Raw genomic sequence first — 25,114 nt, forward strand, 5'->3', positions numbered from 1 at the left:
CCTCACCTGTACGGGTCGGCGGCGTCGCGGACGCCGTCGCCGACGAAGTTGAGCACCAGCACCGCCACCGTCACCGCGGCCCCGGGCAGCAGCAGCCAGGGGGCGCCCGCGATGGAGTGGATGTTCTGCGCCTCCTGGAGGAGGACGCCCCAGCTCACGACCGGCGCCTGCAGACCCAGGCCCAGGAAGGACAGGGAGGTCTCGGCCAGGATCATGAACGGCACGGCCAGGGTCAGCGAGGCGATGATGTGGCTGGTGAAGGACGGCAGCATGTGGCGGGCGATGACCCGTCCGGTGCCGCAGCCGTCCAGTCGGGCGGCCGTCACGAAGTCCTCCTGGCGCAGCGACAGGAACCGGCCGCGCACCACGCGCGCCAGGTCGGTCCAGCCGATGAGCGACAGGAGCACGGTGATGGCGACGTAGGTCTGCACCGACCCCCACTCGCGGGGGACGGCGGCGGACAGGCCCATCCACAGCGGGATCGTGGGGATGGACATCAGGAACTCGATGACGCGCTGGATGGCGTTGTCCACGCGCCCGCCCAGGTAGCCGGACAGGCCGCCGAGCACGAGGCCCAGGACGAAGGACAGCGCGACCCCGGCCAGGCCGATGGACATCGACACCCGGGTGCCGTAGACGATCCGGGAGGCCATGTCGCGGCCGTTGCGGTCGGCGCCCAGGAAGTAGACCTCCTGGTCCGGGTCGCTGGCGCCGATCAGGTGGACGTCCGAGGGGATCAGGCCCCACATCTCGTAGGGCTCGCCGCGCACGAACAGGCCGACGGGGATCTTCACGGACTCGTCGACGGTGTAGGTGTTGGCGAGCGTCTCGGGGTCGCGTTCCACCTGGTAGCCGTACACGTACATGCCCAGGTCGAACCCGTCGGAGGTGTCCACGACGCGCAGCGTCTGCGGCGGGGCGTAGGTGCGCTCGGCGTTGTAGGCGCCCGGTGTGCTGGGCGCGACGAACTCGGAGAACACCGACACCAGGATCAGCGCGCACAGCACGAGCGCGCCGGCGACGGCCAGCTTGTTGCGGCGGAAGCGCCGCCAGACGAGCACCCGCTGGGGCGCCTCGCCCCGGGGGTCCGCGGCGGCCGGGCCCCCGGCTCCGGCGGCGGTGGCGTCCCGGGGCTCCTCGGGGGGCGGCGGGCGGTCGGGCAGGGCTGCCATGGGTCACACCCTCTCGACGTGGTGGTGGCGGATGCGCGGGTCCCACCAGGCCAGCAGCAGGTCGGACAGCAGGGTGCCGACGACCGTCAGCACGCCGAGGACGAGGATGAAGCTCCCGGCCAGGTACATGTCCTGGTTGCGCAGGGCCTCCACCAGCAGCGGGCCGGTCGTCTCCAGGCTCAGCACGATGGAGACCATCACCTCCCCGCCCACGAGCGTGGGCAGGATCCAGCCGATGGTGCTGATGAAGGGGCTGAGCGCCATGCGCACGGGGTACTTGAGGATGACCCGCCACTCGGGCAGGCCCCTGGCGCGGGCCGTGGTGACGTAGGGCTTGCGCAGCTCGTCCAGGAGGTTGGCGCGCAGCACGCGCACGAGCGCGGCCGTGCCCGCGGTGCCGATGATGAGCACCGGTATCCACAGGTTGGACACCACGTCCAGGACCTTGCCCAGGTTCCAGGCGGCGTCGGCGTACTCGCGCGAGACGATGCCGCCCACGCTCTGGCCGAAGTAGCGGAAGGACACCCAGGCGAAGATCAGCGCGAGCATGAAGTTCGGCGTGGCCAGGCCGACGAACCCGACGAACGTCACCGCGTAGTCGCCCAGCGAGTACTGGCGGACCGCCGAGTACACCCCGATCGGGAAGGCGATCGCCCAGCTCAGCAGCAGGGTGACCAGGGCCAGGGCCAGGGTGAGGCCGATCCGGTCCCACATCAGGTCGGCCACCTCGCGGTGGTACTGGAAGGACTGGCCGAAGTCGCCTTGCAGGACGATCCCCGAGATCCAGTTCCAGTACTGGACGAGGAAGGGCTCGTCGAGCCCGTACCTCTCCTCCAGGGCGCGGATCTGGGCGCTGTCCACGCCCTGCCCCTGCGCGGACAGCTCGGCGATGTAGGCGGTGAGGAAGTCGCCCGGGGGCAGCTGGATGACCAGGAACGCGACCAGCGAGATCGCGAACAGGGTCGGGACCATGTACAGCAGGCGGCGGATCACGTAGCGGCGCACGGCGTCCCCCTCTGCGCGGGCGGCGGGCGGTGGCCGTCCGGGCGGTCACCGGGGCCGCGCACCTGCGGGCGCGGCCTCACCACCGGACCGCCCCGCCGTCCATGCGCGCGTGGAACGGCGACTCCGGTCCGAGGTCGGCGGGGGTGACGGGCCGTCCCTCGAAGGCGGAGGCGTAGACCCCGGCGACCAGGCGCATCGTCCGCAGCGACTCGGCGGAGGACACGGGTGGGGCGGTGCCCTCGCGCAGCGCCTCCAGTACCCGGGCGATCTGCGCGCGGTGCCCGCTGTCGGTGCCGTGCTCCCCCGCCTCCCAAGCGGCCGTGACCTCCTGCTCGAACCCCGGGGCCGGGGTGACGCGCCAGTTCCCGTCGCCGTAGCCGTACAGGTGGACCAGTTCGACGGTCGCCCGTTCGAAGTCGATCCGGATCCGGCTCTCCTCTTGTGGGGAGACCAGGCTGTTGACCACGCTGGCCACCGCCCCGTTGGCGAAGTCCACCCTGGCCAGGGAGACGTCCTCGGTCTCGACGTCGCGCGCCTGGCGGCGGGCGACCGCCGACACCTCCGTCCACGGGCCCAGCAGGAAGAGCAGCAGGTCCATCTGGTGGATGCCGTGCCCCATGGTCGGGCCGCCGCCCTCGGTCTCCCACCTGCCGCGCCAGGGCACGTCGAAGTACTCCTGGGGCCGGAACCACGTCGTGTGGCAGGACGCCACCAGGGGCCGCCCCAGCACACCGGCCTCCGACAGCGCCCGCACCCGGCGGGCGCCCGAGCCGAAGCGGTGCTGGAACACCGTGGCCATCCACGGACCGCGCCCGTCCCCCTCGGCCGCCGCCATCGCCTCCGCCTCGGCCAGGCTCAGCGCCGGCGGCTTCTCCACCAGCACGGAGGCGCCCGCGCCCAGGCAGGCCTCCACCTGGGACCGGTGCAGGCCGGGCGGTGTGCACACGTGCACCAGTTCCGGACGCTCCCGGTCCAGCATCGCGGCCAGGTCGGTGTACCCGGCCGGGACCGTGAAGCGGGAGCGGAACACGTCCAGGGCGCGGGTGTCGACGTCGACGGCGGCGACGACCTCGGCCCGGTCCGGCAGGGACAGCAGCGCCTCCGCGTGGAAGCGGGCGATGTTCCCGGTTCCCACGAGAGCGACGCGGACCGGGCCCGCGGGCGGACCGGCGGTCGGGGAGGGGGTGCTCATGTGTGGTCGTCTCCTCTGTCAGGGGGGTACGGGGGTGGAGGAGTGCCCGGCCGGGAGAGGCCGCAGCCGTGGTGGTAAGCGCTTGCTCAACGGGCGCGTGCGGAGGCCGCGGGCGGGGCCGCGGGCTCCCGGCGCTCAGCCGTGTGCGGCGGCCTCCTCCCGCTCGGCCCCGCCGGACTGGTCGACGGGGTCGAGCTGGACCCCGCAGGCCAGGCGCCGGGTGTGGCCCACGACGCGCGTGGGCCCGTCGAGCAGGACCGGTACGGTGTGCCGGACGTCCTCGCTGGACGCGGACAGCAGCAGCTCCAGGCGGCCGGGCTCCACGACGCGCAGCCCGTCCGGACCGGTGTAGGAGGCCAGGTCGGCGTGGACGGAGAAGTCCACCGCCCGCGCCTCACCGGCCTCCAGGTGCACCCGCGCGTAGCCGACCAGCTGCCTGCGCGGTCTGGCCACCTGGGCGACGGGGTCGTGCAGGTAGAGCTGGACGACCTCGGTCCCGGCGGCGCCGCCGACGTTGCGGACGGTGCAGCCGACGGTGACCTCACCGTCGGTGCCCACCCGGGTGGCCTCCTCCGGGCGGACGGCGCCCGCGTCCACGCGCGGGTCCTCCCAGACGAACCGTGTGTAGGACAGGCCGTGGCCGAAGGGGTGGCGCGGGGTCGGGTCCACCGAGCTGACCTCGCTGCGGTGGGCCAGGTCGGGGCCGAGGTAGGTGGCGGGCTGGCCGCCGGAGGAGCGCGGCACGGACACCGGCAGGCGCCCGCTGGGGTTGACCCGGCCCGAGAGCACCCCCGCCACCGCGGGCATGCCCTCCTCGCCGGGCAGGAAGACCTGGACGACGGCGGCGAGCCGGTCGGCGACCGGGCCCAGGGCGTAGGGCCGTCCGGACACCACCACCGCGACCACGGGGGTGCCGGTGTCGGCCAGGGCCTCCAGGAGCTCCTGCTGGACCCCGGGCAGGCGCAGGTCCTCGACGTCGCAGCCCTCGCCGGAGGTGCCCCGGCCGAACAGGTCGGAGCGGTCGCCCACCACGGCCACGCACACCCGGGCGCGTCCGGCCGCCGACACGGCCTCGGCGAAGCCTTCGGTGGAGCCGCCGTCCACGGAGCACCCGGCGCGGTGCTCGATACGGACGCCGGGCAGTTCGGCGCCCAGGGACTCCAGCAGGGTGGGGATTTCCACGCCGACGGCGGTGCCGGGGTGGCGCCTGCCCACGTGGGCGGGGAAGGAGTAGCAGCCGAGCACGGCGTCGGCGGTGTCGGCGAGCGGGCCGACCAGGGCCAGGTCCCCGGTGTCGGCCAGGGGGAGCGCGTCGTCGGTGTTGGAGAGCAGGACCACCGAGCGCTCGGCGAGCTCGCGGGCCAGCGCGCGGTGTTCGGCGGGGTCCAGGTCCACGGGGACGGCGGGGTCCTCGGGCTCCGGGGACCAGCCGGCGTCGAGCAGGCCCAGCCGGCACTTCTGCGTCAGCACGCGCCGGGCGGCCCGGTCGACCAGCTCCTCGGGCACCTCTCCCGAGCGGACCAGGGCGGTGAGCCGGTCGCCGTAGCAGTGCACGGTGGGCAGTTCGACGTCCACGCCCGCGGTCAGGGCCAGGGCGCCGGCCCGCTCGGCGGAGTCGGCGACGCGGTGCAGGGTCTGGAGGAAGACGACGCCGAAGTAGTCGGCCACCACGGTGCCCTCGAAGCCCCACTGGTCCCGCAGCAGGCCGGTGAGCAGGCGCGTGTCCGCGGCGGCGGGCACTCCGTCGTTGTCGTTGTAGGCGGACATGACCGACCCGGCGCCTCCGTCGCGCACGGCCATCTCGAAGGGGGGCAGCAGGACGTCGGCGAACTCGCGCGGGCCGATCGAGACCGGCGCGAGGTTGCGGCCGCCGCGGGAGGCCGAGTAGCCCGTGAAGTGCTTGAGGGTGGCCACGACCCCGGCGGACTGGAGGCCGCGCACGTAGGCGGTGCCCACGGTCGCCACGAGGTGGGGGTCCTCGCCGATGGTCTCCTCGGTGCGGCCCCAGCGCGGGTCGCGGGACACGTCCAGCACGGGGGCCAGGCCCTGGTGGACGCCGACCCGGCGCATGCTCGCGCCGATCTGCGCGGCCATCCGCTCGACCAGGTCGGGGTCGAAGCTGGCGCCCCAGGCCAGGGGGACCGGGTAGATCGTCGCGGTCCAGGCGGCGAACCCGGCCAGGCACTCCTCGTGGGCCAGGGCCGGGATGCCGAACCGGTTGGCGGCCATGATCTCCCGCTGGCTGCGGGCCAGCGACGCCCGGCCGGCGGCGGGGTCGACCGGGGCGGTGCCGAAGGGCCGGGTGAGCTGGCCGAGACCGTGCTCGATGACCTTCTCCCAGGCGGGGGGCTCCTGCGTGAGGTCGTGCTGGTGCGGTGCGACGGCCTCGCCGGAGGCGTCCGCGCTCACCCACACACCGTGAAGCTGGGCGACCTTCTCCTCCAGGGTCATCGATCCCAGCAGTCGCTCGACGCGCGTCGCGCCGGGGAGGGAGGGGTCGCGCCAACCGTCGTCGGCGGCCTCCCGGTCCGCGACGTGTTCCGAGGGTCCGGTCATGTGGGTGGGCCTTTCTGTGCTCAGTGGGGATGCGGTGATGTGGTGTGTCCGGGTGGTGGCCCGCGCGCCATGGAGATCCGAAACTTTCGAAACTAATATCGAAACTTACTGACGGAGAATGTACGTAGTCGCGGTAGGCAGGTCAACCCCTGCGGGAGATATAGGTCACAGGGAAGCGGTGACCTGCGGCGCCGAAAAGAGCGTCCGCGAGCTGCGGAGAAGGGGTTTCGTCAGGCGCATCCAGGGGAACCCGAAGAGGCTCGAAACTTTCGGAAAAGCGACCGAGGCCCGCCGTTCAGGCTGTCCGGGCCGCCCGAAGGCCCCGAAGGGGCGGATGGGACACTTCGGGCGTGGGAATTCTCGAACGACTCCATGAGATCGGGCGGCCGCTGGTCGCCGAGCAGCTGGCGCACCCGACCGTCGCCGGGATCGCCCGGGGCGACCTGGACGAGCGCGCCTTCCGGTACTGGCTGGAGCAGGACCACCTCTACCTGCTCGACTACGCGCGGGCCTTCTCCCGGCTGGCCTGGCAGGCCCCCGACGGGCACCTCGCCGACCTGGTGGGCATCGCGCACAGCACCCTCAACGAGGAACTGGAGCTGCACCGCTCCCTGTCCGGGGAGTTCGGCGCCGACCTGACCACCCGGGACAAGGGCCCGGCGTGCGCGGCCTACACCGCCTGGCTGCTCGACGCCGCCGCCGACTACCGCGACGGGCTCGCCGCGGTGTACCCGTGCATGTGGGGCTACAACCAGCTCGGGCTGGCGCTCGCCGAGAGCCGCCCGGAGGAGCCGCGCTACCGCCGGTGGGTCGACACCTACGCCGACCCGGAGTTCACCACCCTCACCGAGCACTACGGACGGATGCTGGAGGAGGCCGCCCCGGAGCCCGCGCGCGCCGAGCGCCTCTTCCTGGAGGGCATGCGCCACGAGGTCGCCTTCTGGGACACGCCCCACACCGCGCGCACCGCCTGAACCGCGCGCACGCGCGACGGGGAGCCGGGCGGCGCGGCCCGGCTCCCCGCTCCGCCCTCGGGCGGCGCCCCCGTCAGGGGTTGAGCACCGTGGACAGGGTCTCGAAGCGCTCGATCTCGCAGCCGTTGCGCTTGTTGAACTCGGTGTCGACCTCGGTCCCGCCGACGTGCCCGGTCACGTGGACGACCTCGGGGCCGCCCACCTGCATCGTGCACATCGTGTCGGAGGTGTCGCCGCTGGTGAAGGGGCCGGTGCCGACATCCTCGATCTCGGCGCAGGCCGCCTCGGGGTCGGGGTGGTCGCCGCCCGCGGGGGAGCAGGTGAGGGTCCACACCCCCTCCTCGTAGCCCTCCGCGGGCTCCAGGCCCTCGTCCCCGCTGAGGGTGCGTTCGATGGTGATGCTGGTCTCGGCCTCCCCGCCGCCGGACTCCCCCGGGGACGGGGAGGCCGCGTCGGAGGGGGAGGCGGAGGGGCTGGTGCCGTCGGGTGCGGACTCGGGTGCGTTCACCTCGGCGGGCTCGTTGCCACAGGCCGTGAGGAGCAGGCCGAGGGCGGCGAGGGCGGCGAGGCGGACCGGCAGGGCCGTCGCGAAGCTGTGCTGAGCCATACAGTTCGGACGCGGGGGGTTCCCGACGGGTTCCCCGCTTCTCACGTTTTTCGGAGTACACGGATACAGGGGGTCACATGTTCGGCAGCGGTGTTCCGGAGGCCAACGCCACCGAGGTGCCCGAGGGCGCCTACCTCCTCGACGTCCGCGAGGACGACGAGTGGAACGCGGGCCACGCTCCCGACGCGACGCACATCCCGCTCGGCCAGCTCAACCAGCGCGCGGGTGAGATCCCGCGCGACCAGCGGGTCTACGTCGTCTGCCGCGTGGGCGGCCGCTCGGCGCAGGCCGTCGCGGCGATGAACCAGGCCGGGTGGGACGCGGTCAACGTCTCCGGCGGCATGCAGGCCTGGCAGCACGCCGGGCGCGACATGGCCGCGGAGGGCGGCGTGGAGCCCCGGGTGATCTAGCGGTGCCCTCTTCGGGGCTCCGCCTCGCTTCGGCCCGTGTTCGGGCGCCCAAAGAGCGGGGACCTTCGGTGTCTTCCGTGCGATGGCTCGTTCCTCGCGATCGCACGTCCGTCACCTCCACAACCCCGCGGGCGCCCGAACAATCTCCCCCAGGGGCCGAGCCCTTCGGGCGGCCGGATCCAGCGGCACCGGAGCCGATTTGGCTCCGATTGCGCAAAGCCCTGCCCCCGGGCCGCCTCCGGGTGGCACTATGACGTCGTGAGTTCCGAGCGCGCGCCCCTCAGCGCCGAAGCCGTGCTGGCCGCCTCAGCGGACGCGGTGGTCTGCGTCGACAGCGAACTCCGAGTCACCCTCTGGAACCCGGCCGCCGAGCGGTTGTTCGGCTGGCGTGCGGAGGAGGTGCTCGGGGGCGAGCTGCCGATCGTCCCCGCCGAGCTGAGGGCCGAGCACGGCGCGGTGCTCGAACACGTGCGCTCCGGAACCCCGCTGTCCATCCACACCCGCCGGGTGCGCAGGGACGGCGAGGTCGTCGACGTGCGGATCAACACCAACCGGGTGCCCGACGCCGACGGCGGTGTGGCCGGGTGGGTGCTCAACCTCTACCCCTCCGACAGCGACGTGCAGGCCCGCTCCTCGGCGATGGAGCGGGCCCGTCTCGTGCGGCGGCTCACCGACGTGGTCGTCGACATCAACGCCGACCTCAGCCTCAAGACCGTGCTCGACCGCATCTCCTGCGGCATCACCGAGCTCACCGGAGCGGACGCGGGCGGCTTCGTCCTGCTCAACGAGGACCGCGTGGAGCTGGTCAGCATCTCGGAGCTGTCGGAGGACCTCCAGGGGTTCAGCTCGGCGCTGGACGACAGCCTGTTCGGCGAGCTGCTGCGCAGCGGCAAGTCCGTGCTGCTGGCCAACGAGGACACCCGCGGCCTCCAGGACCTGGTCTGGGCCGACCTGCCCGGGCTGCACACCATCGCGCTGGGGGTGTCCAACGTGCACGGCCGCCCCTACGGCGCCCTGTACGCGCTCTACAGCCAACGCAAGGTCGGGCACGTGGAGCTGGAGCTGCTCGAACTGCTCGCCGCGCACGCCGGGGTGGCGATCGGCAACGCGCTGGCCTACGAGGAGCTCAACCGCCAGCGCGTCCACGAGCAGGCCGTGGCCGACTCCAGCGCCGACGGGATCGCCGTGCTCGACTTCGGCGGCCGGGTGCGCAAGTGGAACCGGTCGGCGGTGGAGCTCACCGGTTACACGGCCGAGGTGATGGAGGGGCGCCACCCGCCCTTCCCGCTGCCCGCCTGCCACGGCCAGCCCGTCAAGCACAAGCTCCGCGACGGCCGCTGGCTGGAGATCCTGATGGCGCAGATCCCGCGCACCCACGAGTGGGTGGTGGACTTTCGCGACATCACCGCGCAGAAGGCCATGGAGGACGAGCGGGAGGAGTTCCTGGCCACGAGCGGGCACGAGCTGCGCACCCCCATCACCGTCATCCACGGTTACGCCACCACGCTCCTGCGCAAGTGGTCCCGGCTCAGTCCGGACTCGCAGTACCAGGCCGTCGGCACCATCGCGGAGCGCTCCTCGGCCCTGGCCGCGCTGGTGGACCGGCTCCAGCTGGGCTCGGACGTCGCCCGCGGCGAGATGCGGGTCGGCCGCGACCGGTTCGACCTGCCCGAGGTGCTGCGGCAGGCGGTCAGCGCCTTCCGCCCTCTGTCCGACCGGCACGACGTCACCCTGGACGACCTGCCCGACCTCCCGCACACGGCGGGCGACCCGCTGGCCACGGGCATGATCATGGACCAGCTGCTGGACAACGCCCTCAAGTTCTCGCCCCGGGGCGGGACCGTGCGCGTGAGCGCGCGGGAGGAGGGCGACGCCGTCGCGGTCATGGTCGACGACGAGGGCGTGGGGCTGCGCCAGGGCGACGAGGAGCGGATCTTCGACCGCTTCGTGCAGTCCGGGGTGCGCGGTGAGGAGTCCCGCTTCGGCGGACTCGGGCTCGGCCTCTACATCGTGCGCCAGCTGGCCAGGGACCAGGGCGGCGACGTCACCGCGCAGCGCCTGGAGCGCGGGACGCGCATGCGGTTCACCGTGCCGCTGCACCCCGGGGAGGACCCGGGGCCCTCTCCACGCGGCGAACCGCTTCACAGGCAACCTGAGTCTCAGGAAACAACAAAAAACTCACCAACCCCTGAACCCCTGTCCCGTCAGCGATCCCCGCGCCGACGTGCGAGTCGTACGCCGTGATTCACCCCGCGGTGGGTTTCCTTCCGAGGTGAACGGGGCATTTCCACCCCTGGTGGAATTCGCTGGCACACATCGGGCGGGTTCCGGACGGCCCGAGAAAGCACCAACGCGCAGGGATTTCGACGTGTCAGGAGACCACACCCCACTCGACGCGGGGGACAGCCCGCACAAGGTCGAGCGGAGCGTCACGCTCCCCCACACCCCCGCCACCGTGGCCGGTGCCAGGCAGCGGCTCTGCCGCGACCTCCGCGCCATGCGGATCAGCGAGGAGCGCGTGGACGACGCGGCCCTCGTCCTCAGCGAACTCGTCAGCAACGCCCTCCGCCACGCCCGTCCCCTGCCCACCCCCGAGAACCCCGAGGACAGCGTCGGCGTGTCCTGGCGGGCCGAGGTGGACCGCGGGTCGGGCGCGTGCGGCTGGGTGGAGATCGCCGTCCGCGACGGCGGATCCAGCACCATGCCCCGGGTGGCGCGGCCCTCGGTCTCCGGCCTGGGCGGCCGGGGCCTGGGCATCGTCCAGTCCCTGTCCGGCCGCTGGGGCACCGAGATGGACGCGACCACCACCACGGTGTGGGCGGTCCTGGAGATCCCCGCCGAGGGCTCCGCCGCCGAGGAGGAGGACACGGCCCGGGGACTCCCGGAGGGTTTCGGGGCGCACCCGTACCCGGACGCCGCCGACGTCGTCGAGCTGAGGCTGGGCGTCGTGGAGAACACCAGGGCCCGCAGCGCCCTGCTCTGAGGGAGGCCCCGCGCGGCGGTGCCGCCGCCACCGGCGGAGGAACGTCACCGATGTCGCGAAACACCGCCAACGAGGTGGCCCGGCGCTGGTGGGGCCGCTACAGTCACGACTGTGGAGTTGAAGATATCAAGCCGGTCTCAGCAAGACGTCGCGGTGGTAACCGTTGGCGGTGAGATCGACCTGTACACGGCACCCCAGTTGCGTGACGAGCTCATCGGAGCCCTGGAGGACGGGGCGCGACGGCTGGTCGTCGACATGTCGCGTGTGGAGTTCTGCGACTCGACCGGCATCAGCGTGCTGCTCTCCGCCATGAAGCGCTCCCGCGACAAGGACGGCGACCTGGAACTCGTGGCCCCGAGGCCCGCGGTGACCAAGGTCCTGGAGGTCACCGGGCTCGACGCGGTGTTCGTCATCCACCCCGACCTCGACGCGTTGCCGGTGGCCGCGGGAACCGGCACCGCCCAGTAGACGGGACGCGCGTGCTTCGTGGGGAGGGCTCCGGTCCCGAGGGGACCGCGATCGCCGTGGTCATCGCCGCCAAGGACGAGGCGGTGCGCGTGGGCAGCACCGTCGAGGCCGCCCGCGCACTGCCCGGGGTGGACCTGGTCGTCGTGGTCGACGACGGCTCCACCGACCGCACGGCCGAACTCGCGCTCGACGCCGGGGCCCGGGTGATCAGGCACAGCCGCAACCGCGGCAAGGGGGCCGCGATGGAGACGGGCGCGGAGGGCGTCCGGCTCATCGAGGAGCACGAGGCGGGGGACGGGGCCCCGCGCTCCCCCCGACACCTGCTGTTCCTGGACGCCGACCTGGAGGCGACCGCCGCGGAGGCGGCGCCGCTCGTCGAACCGGTCCGCGACGGCAAGGCCGACATGACCATCGCCCTCTTCCCCGCGACCCGCATGCGCCTGGGCGGCCACGGGTTCGTGGTGCGCCTCGCGCGCGGCGGCGTCCGCAAGGCCACCGGGTGGGAGCCCGAGCAGCCCCTCAACGGCCAGCGCTGCCTCACGCGCGCGGCCTTCGAGGCGGCCAGGCCGCTGGCCCCCGGCTTCGGCGTGGAGACCGGCCTGACCATCGACGTGCTGAGGGCGGGCTACCGGGTGCTGGAGGTGGAGGTGCCGCTGGAGCACCGGGCCACCGGCACCGACCTGCGCGCGCAGCTGCACCGCGCCCACCAGTTCGCGGACGTGGCCCGGGCCCTGGCGGTGCGCGAACTGCGGCCGACCGTGCGGCGCGGGTGGGAACGGACCCGCGAGCGCACGCGCACGGCGGGACGGCAACTGTCCCGCAAAATCGGGCACATGACTTGGAGAAACCGCCCGAAGTAACCACATGGGTGCAGTGTGTAGCTATACGCTCGCTCCGTGTTCACTACGATCCTGGCTTTGACGGGAATGCTCTCGGGACTGGGTGCGCTCGCCCTCGGCTGGCACGCGCTGTCCAGGACCCGTGTGGTCGGCAGCGAGTCCCAGGCACTCGCCCAGCGGGCGGCCGCGGTCAGCGCCTCGGGCGTGGACCCCTTCGCCGTGCGCGACGTGGCGGTGCTCCACTACGACGCCCTGGAGGAGATGTCGGGCGCCCGCTCCTTCTCCCTGGCACTGCTCAACAGCGAGGGTGACGGCGTCGTCGTCACCTCCATCAACGGGCGCACCGAGTCGCGCACCTACGCCAAGGCGGTGGTGGGCGGGGAGTGCGACACCCCGCTCAGCCCGGAGGAGTACCGGGTCGTCCGGTCGGCACGCCTGGGGGAGGGCGTCGGCGCCGCCGCGACCGCGGAAGGTCCCCCGGCTCGGACGGCCTCCTCCGCCGGGGGCCAACCGGTGACTCCGGCCGCGCCTCGGGAGGAGTCCGGGTTCCCGTCAGCCCGGGACGAGGAGCGGCGCGCGCGTGAGGGCGCGGAGGCGGTTGAGGAGGGCTCGGAACGGGAGCGGCGCGAAGCCGCCCCGGCGGCCTCAACCGGCACGGGCGACTCGGCTGCCCGGACCGCCTCGGCCGTTCCGTCCGTCGCGGACGACGGCGGGGAGGCTTCGGAGGCCGTGTCGGCCTCAGCCGCCCCGGGCCTCGAACGGGAGGCTTCGGAGGTCGCTCCGGTCTCCTCGGACGCCAAGGGCGATCGGCGGGACGCTCCGGTCACCGGAGCTGCTTCGGCCCCGTCCACCCGGGCCGCCTCCACCGGCACGTTCGCCGCGGGTGCCGACCAGGAGGCGGCGGAGGCCGCCCCGGCAGCCCCGCGGGCCCGGACCGTCCCGACGGCGTCAGCCGACACGGCTGCCACGGGCGGGGACCGCGAACCCCGCGGCCTCGTCTCCGTGATCCGCAGGACCATCGGGCGCGCCGGCGCCGACCGTCGGCCCCCCGTCGAGGCCGTGCGGTCGGGTGTCGGAGCGGCGAGGCCGATCGCCTCCGCCAACGTCACGGTGCGGCCCGGGCCCTCCGCCGCTTCGGCGGGGAGCACGGGGACTCCGGCCGCCGGGACCGCGACGGCCGCCGAGCCGCGCCCGGAGGCCCCGACCGACGAGGAGACCGGCGGGGAGGGCACCCGGGAGGCGGAGGCCCCCGCGTCGGAGGCGCGCGGGTGACCGATCCGACGCGGCCCGGACCCCGGTCCGACCCCGGGCCCGGGCCCGCGTCGTGTCCCGAACCGCCGCTCCCGGCGCACCGGTCCGTATAGCCTGGTGTTATGCCCAACCGCTACGCCTACCTCGGCCCCGAGGGCACCTTCACCGAAGCCGCGCTGCGCGACTTGCGTCCGGACGCGCCCGACGAGGCCCGCGTCCCCTGCGAGGGGGTAGCCGCGGTCTTCGACGCGGTCCGCTCCGGCGCGGTCGACGGCGGAGTCGTCCCCCTGGAGAACTCGGTCGAGGGCGGTGTCACCGCGACCATCGCCGAACTCGTCAACGGCGACCCGCTCCTCGTCACTGGTGAGACCGCGGTCCCGGTCGAGTTCTCCCTGTTCGGGCGGGGCGGGACGGTGCTGGAGGACGTCAAGCGGGTGGCCACCCACCCCCACGCCCTCGCCCAGTGCCGGGGCTGGCTCTCCCGCAACCTGCCCGACGCGGACACGCACACCGTCTCCTCCACGGCAGCCGCCGCGCGCGCCGTCTCCGAGCCCGGCGCGCCCTACGACGCGGCCATCTGCGCCGTGATCGCCGGTGAGCGCTACGGCCTGCACGCCCTGGCCTCCGGTATCGGCGACCGCTCCGACGCGGCCACCCGCTTCATCTACCTGTCCCGGCCCGGCGTCCTGCCCGAGCCCACCGGGGCCGACCTGACCTCGCTCGTGGCCTTCATCGCCGACGACCACCCCGGCGCCCTGATCGAGGTGCTCAACCAGTTCGCCGTGCGCGGGGTCAACCTCACCCGGCTGGAGTCGCGCCCCACCGGCGACCGGCTCGGCAGCTACTGCTTCTGCATCGACGCCGAGGGACACGTGGCCGAGGCCCGGGTCGGCGAGGCCCTCATGGGCATCCGGCGGGTGTGCCGGGACGTGCGCTTCCTGGGCAGCTACCCCCGCAGCGGCCGGACCACCGAGAACGACCCGCCGCTGCGGCCCCGACCGGCCACCGACGCCGACTTCGCCGAGGCCGAGCAGTGGCTGGCGCGCATCCGCTCCGGTCAGGTCGACTGAGGCCGGGGCCCGGCCCCGCGCACGGCTCCCTCGCCCAGGCGCGCGAGCGCGGGCGGCCCCGACCGCTGGCCGCCCGTCCCCCGGGCCCCGCTCCCCGGGCCTGGCGGCCTCCGGGGCCCCGGGATCGGCGCTCCTCAGATCCAGGCCGCCTCCCTCGGGGCGCCCCGGCGGACCTCCTCTCCCGCGTCCGCGCGGTCCAGCTCCAGGCACAGCGCCAGCCTCAGCGCGAAGTCCTCAGGACGCGTCGCCCCCAACACCTCCAGCACGCACGCGAGCTCCTCCGCGGTCATCTCGTTCAACGGCTTCACGATCGTCCCCCTCCTCGGTCCTTCATAAGAATGACGAGGTCACCGGCTATCCATGACGCGGTTGCGGAAAAGATGTCGGGAGGATGGGGCCCGGACGGTAACCTGCAAGACGTGATCGACCTTCGCGCTCTTCGAGAAGACCCCGAACGACTCCGCGCCTCGCAGCGGGCCCGGGGGGAGGACCCCTCCGTCGCCGACCGCCTGCTCGGGCTCGACGCCGACCGCCGCTCCGCGCTGTCCCGGTTCGAGACCCTGCGCGCCGAGCAGAAGAGCGTGGGCAGGTCCGTCTCCAAGGCCTCCCCGGAGGAGCGCGAGGAACTCCTGACCCGCGCCAAGGCGCTGGCCGCCGAGGTCAAGGAGGCCGAGGCCGAGGCCGGACGCCTCGCCGACGAGCTGGACGCCCTCCTGTCCGGCGTGCCCAACCTCGTGGAGGAGGGCGCGCCCGAGGGCGGCGTGGACGACTTCGAGATCCTGGAGACCGTCGGCACCCCGCGCTCGTTCGACTTCACCCCGCGCGACCACCTGGAGCTGGGCGAGATGCTCGGCGCCATCGACATGGAGCGGGGCGCCAAGGTCTCCGGGGCCCGGTTCTACTTCCTCACCGGCGTGGGCGCCCAGCTGGAGCTGGCGCTGCTCAACATGGCCATGAACCAGGCCGTCCAGGCGGGCTTCACGCCGATGATCCCGCCGGTGCTGGTGCGGCCCGAGACCATGGAGGGCACCGGTTTCCTCGGTGCGCACGCCGACGAGGTCTACCACCTGCCCGCCGACGACCTCTACCTCGTGGGCACCTCCGAGGTGCCGCTGGCCGGGTACCACTCGGGGGAGATCCTGCCGGCCGACGCCCTGCCCAACCGCTACATCGGCTGGTCGCCGTGCTTCCGCCGCGAGGCGGGCTCCTACGGCAAGGACACCCGCGGCATCATCCGCGTCCACCAGTTCAACAAGGTGGAGATGTTCGTCTACACCCACCCCGACCAGGCGCACGAGGAGCACAAGAGGCTGCTCGCCTGGGAGCGGGAGATGCTGGACAAGCTGGAGCTGCCCTACCGCGTGGTGGACATCGCCGGCGGCGACCTGGGCACCAGCGCCGCCCGCAAGTACGACTGCGAGGCGTGGGTCCCCACGCAGGAGACCTACCGGGAGCTGACCTCCACCTCCAACTGCACCGAGTTCCAGGCCCGCCGCCTCAACGTGCGGTTCCGGGACGAGGACGGCAAGCCCCGCTTCGCCGCCACCCTGAACGGCACGCTGGCCACCACCCGCTGGATCGTCGCCATCCTGGAGAACCACCAGCGCGAGGACGGCTCCGTGGTGGTCCCCGAGGCGCTGCGCCCCTACCTGGGCCGCGACGTCCTGGAGCCGGTCGCCAAGGGCAGGTAGGCGCCCGGCCCCCGGCACCGGACACCCGGGACCGACGGCCCCCGCACCGGACACGCGAGGAGCCCGCCCCCGGCCGGGGGCGGGCTCCTCGCTCGGTGCTACAGGTACGGACCGGAGCCGTGCCGCTCCTCGTCCAGGCCGCCGGGGGCGCCGGGCGCCTGGGCCTGAAGACCCGCGATGCCGGGCGGCAGGGCCTTGCGCATGTTCTCCAGCTGGGCGCGGGCCGCCATCTGCTGGGCGAACAGGGTGGTCTGGATGCCGTGGAACAGCCCCTCCAGCCAGCCCACCAGCTGCGCCTGCGCGATGCGCAGCTCGGCGTCGCTGGGGGCCGCGCCCTCAGCGAACGGCAGGGTCAGCCGCTCCAGCTCCTCGATCAGCTCGGGGGCCAGACCGTCCTCCAGCTCCTTGATGGACGAGGTGTGGATCTCCTTGAGCCTGGCCCGGCTCGCCTCGTCCAGCGGAGCGGCCTTGACCTCCTCCAGGAGCTGCCGGATCATGCTGCCGATCCGCATCACCTTGGCGGGCTGCTCCACCATGTCGGCGAGGGTGCGCGGCTCCTCCGCGCCCTCCTCGCCGTCCCCGTCGCGGTCGGTTCCCATGACCAGGATCCGAGCCTGCTCCTCCGGGTTCTCTGCGCTGCTCATCAGTCCCCTTACGTGGATGTCACCGGCACGCCGTCAACGGGGAAGAAGGATCTTTCCGGTGTGCGCGCTCGTTTCCATGACGCGGTGCGCCTCCGCCGCGTTCCGCATCGGGACCGAGCGGTCGACGACGGGGCGGACGACTCCCTGTTCTACCAACGGCCACACCTGCTCGAGTACTCCCGAGACGATGGCCGCTTTCTCCTCCAGGGGGCGGGAACGCAGGGTCGTCGCGTGGACGGAGAGCCTCTTGGCGAGCATACGCCCCAGATCGGCCTCGGCGCGGCGCCCGCCCATCAGCGCGATGATCACCAGGCGGCCGTTGGTGGCCAGCGAGCGCAGGTTGGCGTCCAGGTAGGAGCCGCCCATGATGTCGAGGACGAGGTCGGCGCCGCCCGCCTCGCGCATGCGCTCGGTGAAGTCCTCCTCCTTGTAGTTGATGAGGATCTCCGCGCCCAGTTCGCGGCAGCGCTCCAGCTTCTCCCGGCTGCCCGCCGTGACCGCCACCCGGGCGCCCAGGGCGCGGGCGAACTGGACCGCGAAGGTGCCGATGCCGCTGCCGCCGCCGTGGACCAGGACGGTCTCCCCGGCGCGCAGGCCGCCGACCATCACCAGGTTGGACCACACGGTGCAGGCCACCTCGGGCAGCGCGGCGGCCTCCACCAGGCCCACGCCCGCGGGGACCGGCAGCAGCTGGCCCACCGGGACGGCGACCTTCTCGGCGTAGCCGCCCCCGGACAGCAGGGCGCACACCCGGTCGCCCACGGACCAGCCCGAGTCCTCGGTGCCGGGGCCGAGCGCGGCGACGGTGCCCGAGCACTCCAGCCCGGGGTACTCGGAGGCGCCGGGCGGGGGCGGGTAGTTGCCCTGGCGCTGGGAGACGTCGGCCCGGTTGGCCGCGCTCGCGGCCACGTCCACCAGGACCTCCCCCTCGCCGGGGACGGGGTCGGGAACCTCGGTCCAGGCCAGGACCTCGGGTCCGCCCGGTTCACTGATACGGATCGCGTGCATGAGCCAGACAGTACCCGGGGAGGTTCCTCGGCAGGCAACGGATTCCTCTGTTCACCTGCTCGTAAGGATGCTTCGGTGGGGCCGGGCGGGTAAGAGTGATCCCAGGGAGCGGATCCCGTCTCTTCCCCGCTGGGGTATTCCTCCCTCCACAGCACGCCCCCTTCAAGCAGGAGAACTCCGGTGGCACACCAGGAACACAACGGGTCGGGTCGAAGCTCTGAGACGGGCCCCGGACCCGCGGCCGGGGAGCACGTCGAACCGGACCGCTCGGCGGGTGACCCGGAGGAGTACGACCCGGACGCCGCCGCGCCGGGGCCGACCGCGCCCGAGCCCTCGCCCCACGACCAGTGGTTCGGCGGCTTCGAGGGCGAGGCGCCGCCTCCGCCGCCCTACGCCAGGCTGCCCGAGGACACACCGCTGCTGGGCGCGGGGCACCATACGCCGTCTCCGTCGGACGGGGCGGGTGGGGCGCAGGGGTTCGGCGGGGAGCCGGAGCGGTCGGCCTCCGGTGCTCCCGAGCCTTCGGGGCTTCCCGCTGTCCCCGAGCCGGAGGGCCTGCCGGAGGAACCCGAGGCTGATGTTCCTCCGGCTTCTTCTGGTGCTCCTGGGATTTTTGGTCCTCCTGAGGCTCCTGAGGACTCCGACGCTCCCGGGCCTTCCGGAACGTCCAGGCCCCTGCTGCCCCCGCGGACCTCCGGGGCCTCCGGGCCCTCGGAGTTCCTGTCGGGTTCGGAGGCCGCCGATACCGCCGCCGCTGCCGAGGACGACGCCGCCGACACCGATGACGGCGAGGAGGAGGGCACGGTCCGCCTGATGCCGGGGGCCGCGCGCAGACGCCCGCAGCGCCCCCAGCGGCAGCGCCTCCAGCGCCCCACCCGTCCGGGCGAGGACCCGCTGGCGCCCCGCAGGCTGCGCCGCGACCCCGACGTGCCCGAACCGGAGCAGCTGCCTCCCCTGGAGAACGAGCGCGACGACGCGCACGGTGGGACCACGGGACCGGTTCCGACGGGGACGGAGACGGGGTCGGGTCCGACGGGGTCGGGTCCGCTCTCCTTCCGGGGCCCCGGTTCGAGCCCCGTCCGGGGACCGGGGGACAACGGGCCCGGCCCGGACTCCGCTCCCCGGTCCGGGCGGGACACGGGGCTGGGCGCGTGGCTGGGCGAGGACTCCGGCCCGTTCCGGTCCGCGCCGCCACCGGGCGAGCCCGTCCGTCCGGCACCGCTCCGGGCCCCCGAACCGCCGTCCGCGCTCACCGGGCCCCGGGCCGACCTCGCGCCGCCACCGCCCCCGCCCGCTCCCCCGGGTTCACCGGACCGGCGTCCCGAACAGGAGCGTCAGACCTCCGACGCGCTCAACGCGGCCACCCTCGTGCGCAACCGGCGCCAGGGCCCCAGCGGCGGGTGGCGCCGGGCCGTGCACGCCGCCACCCTGGGTCTGGTCAACCCGGGGGAGTCGGCCAAGGTGCTGCGCCAGCGCGAACTGGTGGCCCGCGCGAGCACACCCGTGGCGGCCGGGCACCACCGGGTGGCCGTGCTCAGCCTCAAGGGCGGGGTCGGCAAGACGACCACCACGGTCGCCCTCGGCGCGACGCTGGCCTCCCTGCGCGGCGACCGGGTGCTCGCGGTGGACGCCAACCCCGACCGCGGCACGCTGTCGGACAAGGTGCGGCTGGAGACCGCGGCGACCATCCGCGACCTGCTCAACGAACGCCACCTGGTGTCGCGCTACGCCGACATCCGCGGGTTCACCTCGCAGGCGCCCAGCCGGCTGGAGATCCTGGCCTCCGACCGCGACCCGGCGGTCTCCGAGGCCTTCAGCGACGCCGACTACCGGGAGGTCGCCCGGATCGTCGAGCACTTCTACTCCATCTGCATCACCGACTGCGGCACCGGTCTGCTGCACTCGGCGATGCGCGGGGTGCTGGGGCTGGCCGACCAGGTCGTCCTGGTCAGCTCGGCGTCCGTGGACGGGGCCCGCAGCGCCAGCGCCACCCTGGACTGGCTGGAGGCGCACGGCCACGGCGCCCTCGTCCGCAGCGCGGTGGTGGTGCTGTCGATGGTGCGCTCCGACAGCAAGAGCAGCGTGGACTTGAACCGGCTGGAGGAGCACTTCGCCGGGCGGTGCCGCGACGTGGTGCGGGTTCCCTGGGACGGGCACCTGGAGGAGGGCGCGGAGGTGGACCTCGAACGGCTCGCCCCCGCCACGCGGGACGCCTACCTCCAACTGGCCGCGTCGGTCGGGGAGGCGTTCGCCTGGCAGAGGTGATCACGGGCGCGGCGCACGGCCCCTTCCTCCTCCCCACCCTGTTTTCCGGAGCCCGCTTTCGGACAGGGGAGGGACGAGGGGGAAGGGGTTGGGGATGAACACACAGGAACGCCCGCCCGCGGTCGTGGTCGGCGTGGACGGCACGCCCGCCTCCCACGCCGCCCTGGTCTGGGCGACCGAGGAGGCGGCCAGGCGAGGCACACAGCTGCGGATCGTGCACGGCCTCGGGATGCCGGTGGTGATCGGCGCCTACGGGGCGGCCGGGCGCGTGTCCGTCGAGGACCAGCGGGAGGCGGGACACGACCTGCTCACCGCGGGCGCCGCGTACGCGCACCGGGCCAGGCCCGGCCTGGACGTGGCGACCGTCCTGGCGCCGGAGGACGCGCCCGCGGTCCTGCTCAACGACGCCCTGCCCGAGGACGTCGTCGTGGTGGGGTCGCGGGGCCTGGGCGGGGTCCGGGCGATCATGCTGGGCTCGGTCAGCGTGCGCGCCTCCTCCCACGCACCCTGTCCCGTGGTGGTCGTCCCCGACCAGGAGAAGCCGCCGCCGCGGCGCGGCCGCGTCGTGGCGGGCGTGGACGGGTCCGAGTCCTCCCGCCGCGCGCTGCGCTTCGCCCTCCACGAGGCGCTGGTGAGCGGCTCGGAGGTCGTGGTGGTCAACAGCTGGGAGGTGCCGCTGCCCGCGGACACCGAGTCGCTGGCCGCCGACGCCCGGGCCCTGCACGAGGAGATGTTCGACCGCCAGTCCGAGGAGATCGTCGCGGGCCTGCTCGCGGAGGTGGTCGACGAGAGGACCGAGCACCTGGAGATCAGCGCGGTCCGGACGCAGGCCAACCCCGTGGACGCCCTCCTGGAGGCGGGGCGGGACGCGGACCTGCTGGTGGTGGGCTCGCGCGGACGCGGAGGAGTGCGGGGGCTGGTGATGGGTTCGGTCAGCCAGGGGGTGCTGCGGCACGCGCCGGTGCCCGTGGCCGTCCTGCCGCCGCTGTCGGAGGACGAGTGACCGGCGGAGAGGGGCGGACGGGCGGGAGGAACGGCCCGGAGAGGGCGGGCGGCTCGGGGAGAGCGGGCGGCCCGACGCGGGGCCGCGCCGTTCCCGGGAACGGACGCCCTCCCCGGCGATGATGGACAGCGTTACCAAGGGGGGAACCATGCCAAGCAACGAGGAGCACTCGCCCAGGGTCGTGGTCGGCGTCGACGGTTCCGACCACTCGCGGGCGGCGCTGGAGTGGGCGGCCGCCGAGGCGGAGCGCAGGGGCGTGCCGCTGCGGGCCGTCCACGCGCTGGGAATGCCGCTGATCGTGTCGGCCGGCTCCGTGCCCGCCCGCTTCGACCCCACCGCGGAGATCTCGGACCAGGCCGACGAGGTGCTCGCCAAGGCCGCGGAGCACGTGCGCCGTGTCCGGCCGTCGGTGACGGTGGAGACCGAGACCGCCCTGGAGGAGCCGCCGCTGGCGCTGCTGAGCCACAGCCGGACGCACGACGTGCTCGTGCTCGGCACACGGGGCCTGGGCACGTTCGCGTCGGTGTTCGTGGGCTCGGTGAGCATCCGCGTGGCCGCCCAGGCGGCCTGCCCGGTCGTGGTGGTGCCCTCGCACGGGGGCAGTCCCGCGACGACCTCGCTCGGCCGGATCGTGGTCGGCGTGGACGGTTCCAGGAACGCCCGCCGGGCGCTGCGCCTGGCCGTGGACCTGGTGCGGGAGAGCGGCGGCGAACTCGTCGTGGTCAACAGCTGGGAGGTGCCCTACCCCTACGACCCGATCGCGATGACCTCCATGGGATACGAGCCCCAGGAGAAGCTGTTCGACCGCAAGTCCGAGGAGCTGGTGGGCGAGATGCTGCTCGACGTCACCGGCAGGCGGCGCGAGGACCTCGACTTCGAGGTCAGCGTGGTGCGCACCCAGGACAGCCCGGTCAACGCGCTGATCGGGGCAGCCGAGGGGGCCGACGCGATCGTGGTGGGCTCCCGGGGCCGGGGGAGCGTGCGCGGACTGCTCCTGGGCTCGGTCAGCCAGGGCGTGCTGCACCACTCCGAGATCCCGGTGGTGATCCTTCCGCACCACGCCGAGGAGGAGTAGCCGGGGACACCCGTCCGGGCGTCCCCGGACGGGTTCAGGCGCCTTCGCGGATTCAGACGTCCTCGGCGGCGTACTCCAGGCAGAAGGGGTGCCCGGCCGGGTCGGCGTAGACCCGGAACAGGTCGCGGGGGTCGTCCTCGACGACCGCGAGCCTGCGCGCCCCGAGCGCCAGCACGCGCTCCTCGGCCGCCTCGATGTCCTCCACCCAGACGTCGAGGTGCGCCTGCTGGGGCCGCTCGGGGTCCGGCCACGCCGGGGGCCTGTGGTCGGGCGCGTGCTGGAAGGCGAGCCGCGGCCACTCCTCACCGACCACCACCCAGTGCTCCTCGCGCTTGGTGACGGGGAGTCCGAGCAGTTCGACGTAGAAGTCCGCGAGCGCGCCGGGGTCGGGGCAGTCCAGGGCTATGGTGTGCAGTCGTCCGATCATGGCTTGCATCCTGCCCATCGGAGTCGCGACGATGCGCCGACATGTCGACACGTCACCGGAGCGGCGCGCGGGTCACTGCCCGCTGTGGGGCTTCCTCGGTCTGGTGTGACTGCGGATGGCGAACCCCAGACAGACCAGCCAGGTGACGAGGACGTCCCAGGCGAGGAAGGCCAGCCAGCCGCCCAGGCCGGGACCCAGCGCGATCCACGCGGCGCTACATACGACGAGGGCGGCGCTGAGGACCAGGAACCAGGGGCGCGGCCGTTCAGGGCGCATGTCGTGGGGAATCCCGGCCGGTGGACCCGATCCCCGGTTCGGTGCGCGTCAGCCCCCGATTGCGTAGCCCTGCTAGCGCTTTCTGCGCCGTCACGGAGGCTACCTGGAACTCGTCCATGAGCTTGAGTACTGAGGGCACGCGGCTGCCCGGCGGGTACTCGCCCTCCCGGATGCGCCTCTCCAGTTCGTCCGCTATCTGCACCCACCGGGGCAGACCTTCGCGCCATTCCATACTGATAGCCGCATTCCGCCAGTTCGTGAGACTACTTTCGGAACGTGCCCCGCTGGGGCACGGTGAACACCAGCCCCTCCTCCACGAGCACCGCGATGGCACGTCGCACCGTGGAGCGGGCCAGACCGTACTGCTGGGTCAGGTCCGTCTCGCTGGCCATGCGGCGACCGGACTCCCAGTCCCCTCGCGCCATCCGCGCACGCAGGATGCCAGCGAGCTGCTTGTACTCCGTGAGCGGCGCTTCCGGGTCGATTTCTGCGTCAGGGTCGAACTCCATGGACACGAAGCTATTCGTGTCGAGTCAAGCCCACTTCAAGAGATACGTCTGCCGACGTATAGATACAAGGAGATACAAGAAGGTACTATGAAGCTCCCGCGCACAGCGGGACCCCGCGACGCGCGCCAACGCGTCCGGGGCCGTGGTCAACGCTTTCTGGAGCGCCGACATGCACCACCTTATGGATCTGCTGCCCCTGTTTCTGCGCATGCTGCGTCCGGCGCGGGGCCTCCACGCGGCACCGCGCGTCCTCGCCGGAGAACTGCGCGCCGAGGCACGCAGGCGCCGCGCCTCCCGGGTGCGCCGCTACGCCGCCGATCCCGGCCAGGTCGCGAGCGCACCGACTTCCCCTCCGGTCCCCGCTCCGCGCCCGGCTCCCGACGACACCCGGCGTGCCCCGCTGCCTCCGGTCGATCCGCCGGAGGCCCTCGTACGCGGCTACTACCTGGCCCACGAGGCGCGGCGCCAGCCGGTGGGAGACCTCCTTATGGGAATGGGGGCGATCTCGTGAGCACGCCGATTCCGCTGGGCCTGCTCGGGTCCGCATCCGAAGCGGACACCGCCACGGACCTGTACGACACCCTGTCCGAGGCGCTGCGGACGCGGCCGCGTCACGCCGGTGAGGCCTACACGGCGCTGCGCGAGGCCGATCGGCTGCTGTCGCTGCTGGACGCGCACCTGCGCGCGGGCGGGCCGCTGCCCGAGCCGTGGCGTACGGTAGGCGGTCGCCGCGAACGGTAGCGACCGGGGCCTGCGAAGAACACCTGTGGCCGACGAGGACTTCTCGACAGGCTGGCAGAAGGGCTGAGGGCCCTCGGTTCGGCGGGGTCATGGGATATGAACCCACGAAACCCCGCCATGCCGGGGGCCTTAACCACCTGTCGACAAAACGACGAATCGTCTGGTGGTCGGTACGGCGACGGCGGCAGGGGACCACTCCGAGGTGGAGCGAGCTGAGCCCCCGCCGCCGCGTGTGGTCTACCCCTGGTCCCGGTGCGTTCCCGCGTCGTCGCTCGGGGCACCGTCATCCCCACGTCGCCGTGCGACAAGGGCGTCCTCGCGGTCCTGTCTGCGGAACCTGAGGAAGTAACCGAGGCCTGTCCCTCCGAAGCACAGCGCGGCCACCGCATTGGTCCACGCCACCCAGGTCGGCCCGTCCAACGCGAAACGGCCCACGGCCTGGAACGCCCACACCCCGCCAGTCACCAGGTTGCACCAGACGAGGAAGGGCCTCATCCACCCGGTTGGCCCCCGACGCTCAGGCTGGCGAGTCATGACTACGACTCCTCGTACGGGCGGGCGGAGCGGTGGCGTCGTCGCCGGTACAACAGAACCAGCCAGACCACCTCGAGCGTCATCGCGGCTAGAAAGACCGAGGCGCACGACACGAGAAGGACGTAGTTCTCGTTCATCCACGCGGCGGTACCGGTGAGGGCCATGGCCAGCATGCCCAGGAAGGGGCTGAGCAGGTGTACTGGTCGCACGTTGTCGGGGGAGTCGTCAGCGATGGTCCTCACGGAACCTTCCGTGTTCACTGCCGGTGCGGTCCGGTGCTGGCCCGAGCGAACGGTGGAACCGGGTCAGACGACCCGGTTTCACCGGTCCGTGGGGTCGCCGAACGGACCGCGAGCCGACAAGGGGGTGTGTATCCGGTCGCTCTCCCCGAGAACTACCTGTCCCGCTCCGGGC

Annotated in this window: 27 protein-coding genes; 14 read left to right on the forward strand and 13 right to left on the reverse strand. The window is 73.2% G+C overall.

The annotated features are described in order from the left end of the window. Positions 1–2 precede the first annotated feature (2 nt). The 4 genes from EV372_RS11155 to EV372_RS11170 form a co-directional block, all read right to left on the reverse strand. On the reverse strand, positions 3–1,172 hold the full coding sequence (locus tag EV372_RS11155; protein WP_130395949.1) for an ABC transporter permease: 1,170 nt from the start codon (positions 1,170–1,172) through the stop codon (positions 3–5). A 3-nt stretch (positions 1,173–1,175) separates the two neighbouring features. Continuing rightward, the gene (locus tag EV372_RS11160; protein ID WP_130395950.1) at positions 1,176–2,177 is read right to left on the reverse strand and encodes an ABC transporter permease; all 1,002 of its coding nucleotides are present in this window, start codon (positions 2,175–2,177) and stop codon (positions 1,176–1,178) included. 76 nt (positions 2,178–2,253) lie between these two features. After that, a complete protein-coding gene (locus EV372_RS11165) occupies positions 2,254–3,369 on the reverse strand; it encodes a Gfo/Idh/MocA family protein (protein WP_130395951.1) in 1,116 nt (371 codons plus the stop codon). Between the two features lie 135 nt (positions 3,370–3,504). Beyond that, on the reverse strand, positions 3,505–5,925 hold the full coding sequence (locus EV372_RS11170; RefSeq protein ID WP_130395952.1) for a beta-xylosidase/alpha-l-arabinosidase: 2,421 nt from the start codon (positions 5,923–5,925) through the stop codon (positions 3,505–3,507). Positions 5,926–6,275: 350 nt separating this feature from the next. Between EV372_RS11170 and EV372_RS11175 the strand changes: the two genes are divergently transcribed. Beyond that, on the forward strand, positions 6,276–6,899 hold the full coding sequence (locus EV372_RS11175; RefSeq protein ID WP_130395953.1) for a TenA family protein: 624 nt from the start codon (positions 6,276–6,278) through the stop codon (positions 6,897–6,899). Positions 6,900–6,972: 73 nt separating this feature from the next. Here EV372_RS11175 and EV372_RS11180 read toward each other — a convergent pair whose 3' ends face one another. Then, a complete protein-coding gene (locus tag EV372_RS11180) occupies positions 6,973–7,506 on the reverse strand; it encodes an SSI family serine proteinase inhibitor (protein ID WP_130395954.1) in 534 nt (177 codons plus the stop codon). Between the two features lie 77 nt (positions 7,507–7,583). Here EV372_RS11180 and EV372_RS11185 point away from each other — a divergent pair, with 77 nt between their 5' ends. The 7 genes from EV372_RS11185 (at position 7,584) to pheA (ending at position 14,527) form a co-directional block, all read left to right on the forward strand. Next, positions 7,584–7,916 carry a rhodanese-like domain-containing protein gene (locus EV372_RS11185; RefSeq protein ID WP_013156251.1) on the forward strand — a complete coding sequence of 111 codons (333 nt, stop codon included), beginning with the start codon at positions 7,584–7,586 and terminating at the stop codon, positions 7,914–7,916. A gap of 258 nt (positions 7,917–8,174) precedes the next feature. Further along, entirely contained in the window at positions 8,175–10,160 is a 1,986-nt protein-coding gene (locus EV372_RS11190; RefSeq protein WP_130395955.1) for a sensor histidine kinase, read from the forward strand. A 124-nt stretch (positions 10,161–10,284) separates the two neighbouring features. After that, positions 10,285–10,899, forward strand: a complete 615-nt coding sequence (locus EV372_RS11195; protein ID WP_130395956.1) for an ATP-binding protein — start codon at positions 10,285–10,287, stop codon at positions 10,897–10,899. Positions 10,900–11,010: 111 nt separating this feature from the next. Beyond that, on the forward strand, positions 11,011–11,367 hold the full coding sequence (locus tag EV372_RS11200) for an STAS domain-containing protein (protein ID WP_013156254.1): 357 nt from the start codon (positions 11,011–11,013) through the stop codon (positions 11,365–11,367). An 11-nt stretch (positions 11,368–11,378) separates the two neighbouring features. Continuing rightward, on the forward strand, positions 11,379–12,227 hold the full coding sequence (locus EV372_RS11205) for a glycosyltransferase (protein WP_130395957.1): 849 nt from the start codon (positions 11,379–11,381) through the stop codon (positions 12,225–12,227). 36 nt (positions 12,228–12,263) lie between these two features. Further along, a complete protein-coding gene (locus EV372_RS11210) occupies positions 12,264–13,478 on the forward strand; it encodes a DUF4446 family protein (protein ID WP_486483968.1) in 1,215 nt (404 codons plus the stop codon). 101 nt (positions 13,479–13,579) lie between these two features. Then, positions 13,580–14,527: a prephenate dehydratase gene (gene pheA, locus EV372_RS11215; protein WP_130395958.1), complete on the forward strand. Its 948-nt coding sequence runs from the start codon at positions 13,580–13,582 to the stop codon at positions 14,525–14,527. A 134-nt stretch (positions 14,528–14,661) separates the two neighbouring features. Here pheA and EV372_RS11220 read toward each other — a convergent pair whose 3' ends face one another. Beyond that, positions 14,662–14,835 carry a mechanosensitive ion channel gene (locus EV372_RS11220; protein ID WP_130395959.1) on the reverse strand — a complete coding sequence of 58 codons (174 nt, stop codon included), beginning with the start codon at positions 14,833–14,835 and terminating at the stop codon, positions 14,662–14,664. A 111-nt stretch (positions 14,836–14,946) separates the two neighbouring features. Here EV372_RS11220 and serS point away from each other — a divergent pair, with 111 nt between their 5' ends. Beyond that, complete coding sequence (gene serS, locus EV372_RS11225; RefSeq protein WP_019610591.1) at positions 14,947–16,218, forward strand: serine--tRNA ligase; 1,272 nt, start codon at positions 14,947–14,949, stop codon at positions 16,216–16,218. 98 nt (positions 16,219–16,316) lie between these two features. Here the strand turns inward: serS and EV372_RS11230 are convergent, their stop codons facing one another. Continuing rightward, positions 16,317–16,862 carry a bacterial proteasome activator family protein gene (locus EV372_RS11230; protein ID WP_130395960.1) on the reverse strand — a complete coding sequence of 182 codons (546 nt, stop codon included), beginning with the start codon at positions 16,860–16,862 and terminating at the stop codon, positions 16,317–16,319. A gap of 33 nt (positions 16,863–16,895) precedes the next feature. After that, positions 16,896–17,870, reverse strand: a complete 975-nt coding sequence (locus tag EV372_RS11235; protein ID WP_130395961.1) for an NAD(P)H-quinone oxidoreductase — start codon at positions 17,868–17,870, stop codon at positions 16,896–16,898. A 180-nt stretch (positions 17,871–18,050) separates the two neighbouring features. On the opposite strand from EV372_RS11235, the gene EV372_RS11240 reads away from it, so the two are divergent. From EV372_RS11240 to EV372_RS11250, 3 genes are all read left to right on the forward strand, one after another. Next, positions 18,051–20,135 (forward strand): nucleotide-binding protein, encoded by a 2,085-nt coding sequence (locus EV372_RS11240; protein WP_253795812.1) that lies wholly within the window; start codon positions 18,051–18,053, stop codon positions 20,133–20,135. Positions 20,136–20,229: 94 nt separating this feature from the next. Beyond that, positions 20,230–21,138: a universal stress protein gene (locus EV372_RS11245; RefSeq protein ID WP_130395962.1), complete on the forward strand. Its 909-nt coding sequence runs from the start codon at positions 20,230–20,232 to the stop codon at positions 21,136–21,138. Between the two features lie 148 nt (positions 21,139–21,286). After that, positions 21,287–22,213, forward strand: coding sequence for a universal stress protein (locus tag EV372_RS11250; RefSeq protein ID WP_197044246.1), 927 nt, complete (start codon positions 21,287–21,289; stop codon positions 22,211–22,213). A gap of 52 nt (positions 22,214–22,265) precedes the next feature. Here EV372_RS11250 and EV372_RS11255 read toward each other — a convergent pair whose 3' ends face one another. The 4 genes from EV372_RS11255 to EV372_RS11270 form a co-directional block, all read right to left on the reverse strand. Next, entirely contained in the window at positions 22,266–22,640 is a 375-nt protein-coding gene (locus EV372_RS11255) for a VOC family protein (RefSeq protein WP_130395963.1), read from the reverse strand. A gap of 72 nt (positions 22,641–22,712) precedes the next feature. Continuing rightward, entirely contained in the window at positions 22,713–22,916 is a 204-nt protein-coding gene (locus EV372_RS11260) for a hypothetical protein (protein WP_130395964.1), read from the reverse strand. After that, positions 22,906–23,148, reverse strand: a complete 243-nt coding sequence (locus tag EV372_RS11265) for a winged helix-turn-helix domain-containing protein (protein WP_130395965.1) — start codon at positions 23,146–23,148, stop codon at positions 22,906–22,908. Before EV372_RS11265 ends, EV372_RS11260 begins: the two co-directional genes overlap by 11 nt. Positions 23,149–23,179: 31 nt before the next feature. Next, complete coding sequence (locus tag EV372_RS11270; RefSeq protein WP_026338583.1) at positions 23,180–23,425, reverse strand: GntR family transcriptional regulator; 246 nt, start codon at positions 23,423–23,425, stop codon at positions 23,180–23,182. Positions 23,426–23,594: 169 nt separating this feature from the next. Here EV372_RS11270 and EV372_RS11275 point away from each other — a divergent pair, with 169 nt between their 5' ends. Then, positions 23,595–23,936, forward strand: coding sequence for a hypothetical protein (locus tag EV372_RS11275; protein ID WP_486483969.1), 342 nt, complete (start codon positions 23,595–23,597; stop codon positions 23,934–23,936). Beyond that, a complete protein-coding gene (locus EV372_RS11280) occupies positions 23,933–24,166 on the forward strand; it encodes a hypothetical protein (protein WP_486483970.1) in 234 nt (77 codons plus the stop codon). Before EV372_RS11275 ends, EV372_RS11280 begins: the two co-directional genes overlap by 4 nt. Before the next feature lie 536 nt (positions 24,167–24,702). On the opposite strand, the gene EV372_RS11285 is transcribed toward EV372_RS11280, so the two are convergent. Next, complete coding sequence (locus EV372_RS11285) at positions 24,703–24,942, reverse strand: hypothetical protein (protein ID WP_130395966.1); 240 nt, start codon at positions 24,940–24,942, stop codon at positions 24,703–24,705. Positions 24,943–25,114: the final 172 nt, after the last annotated feature.

This window comes from Nocardiopsis sp. CNZ308, assembly GCF_004217075.1.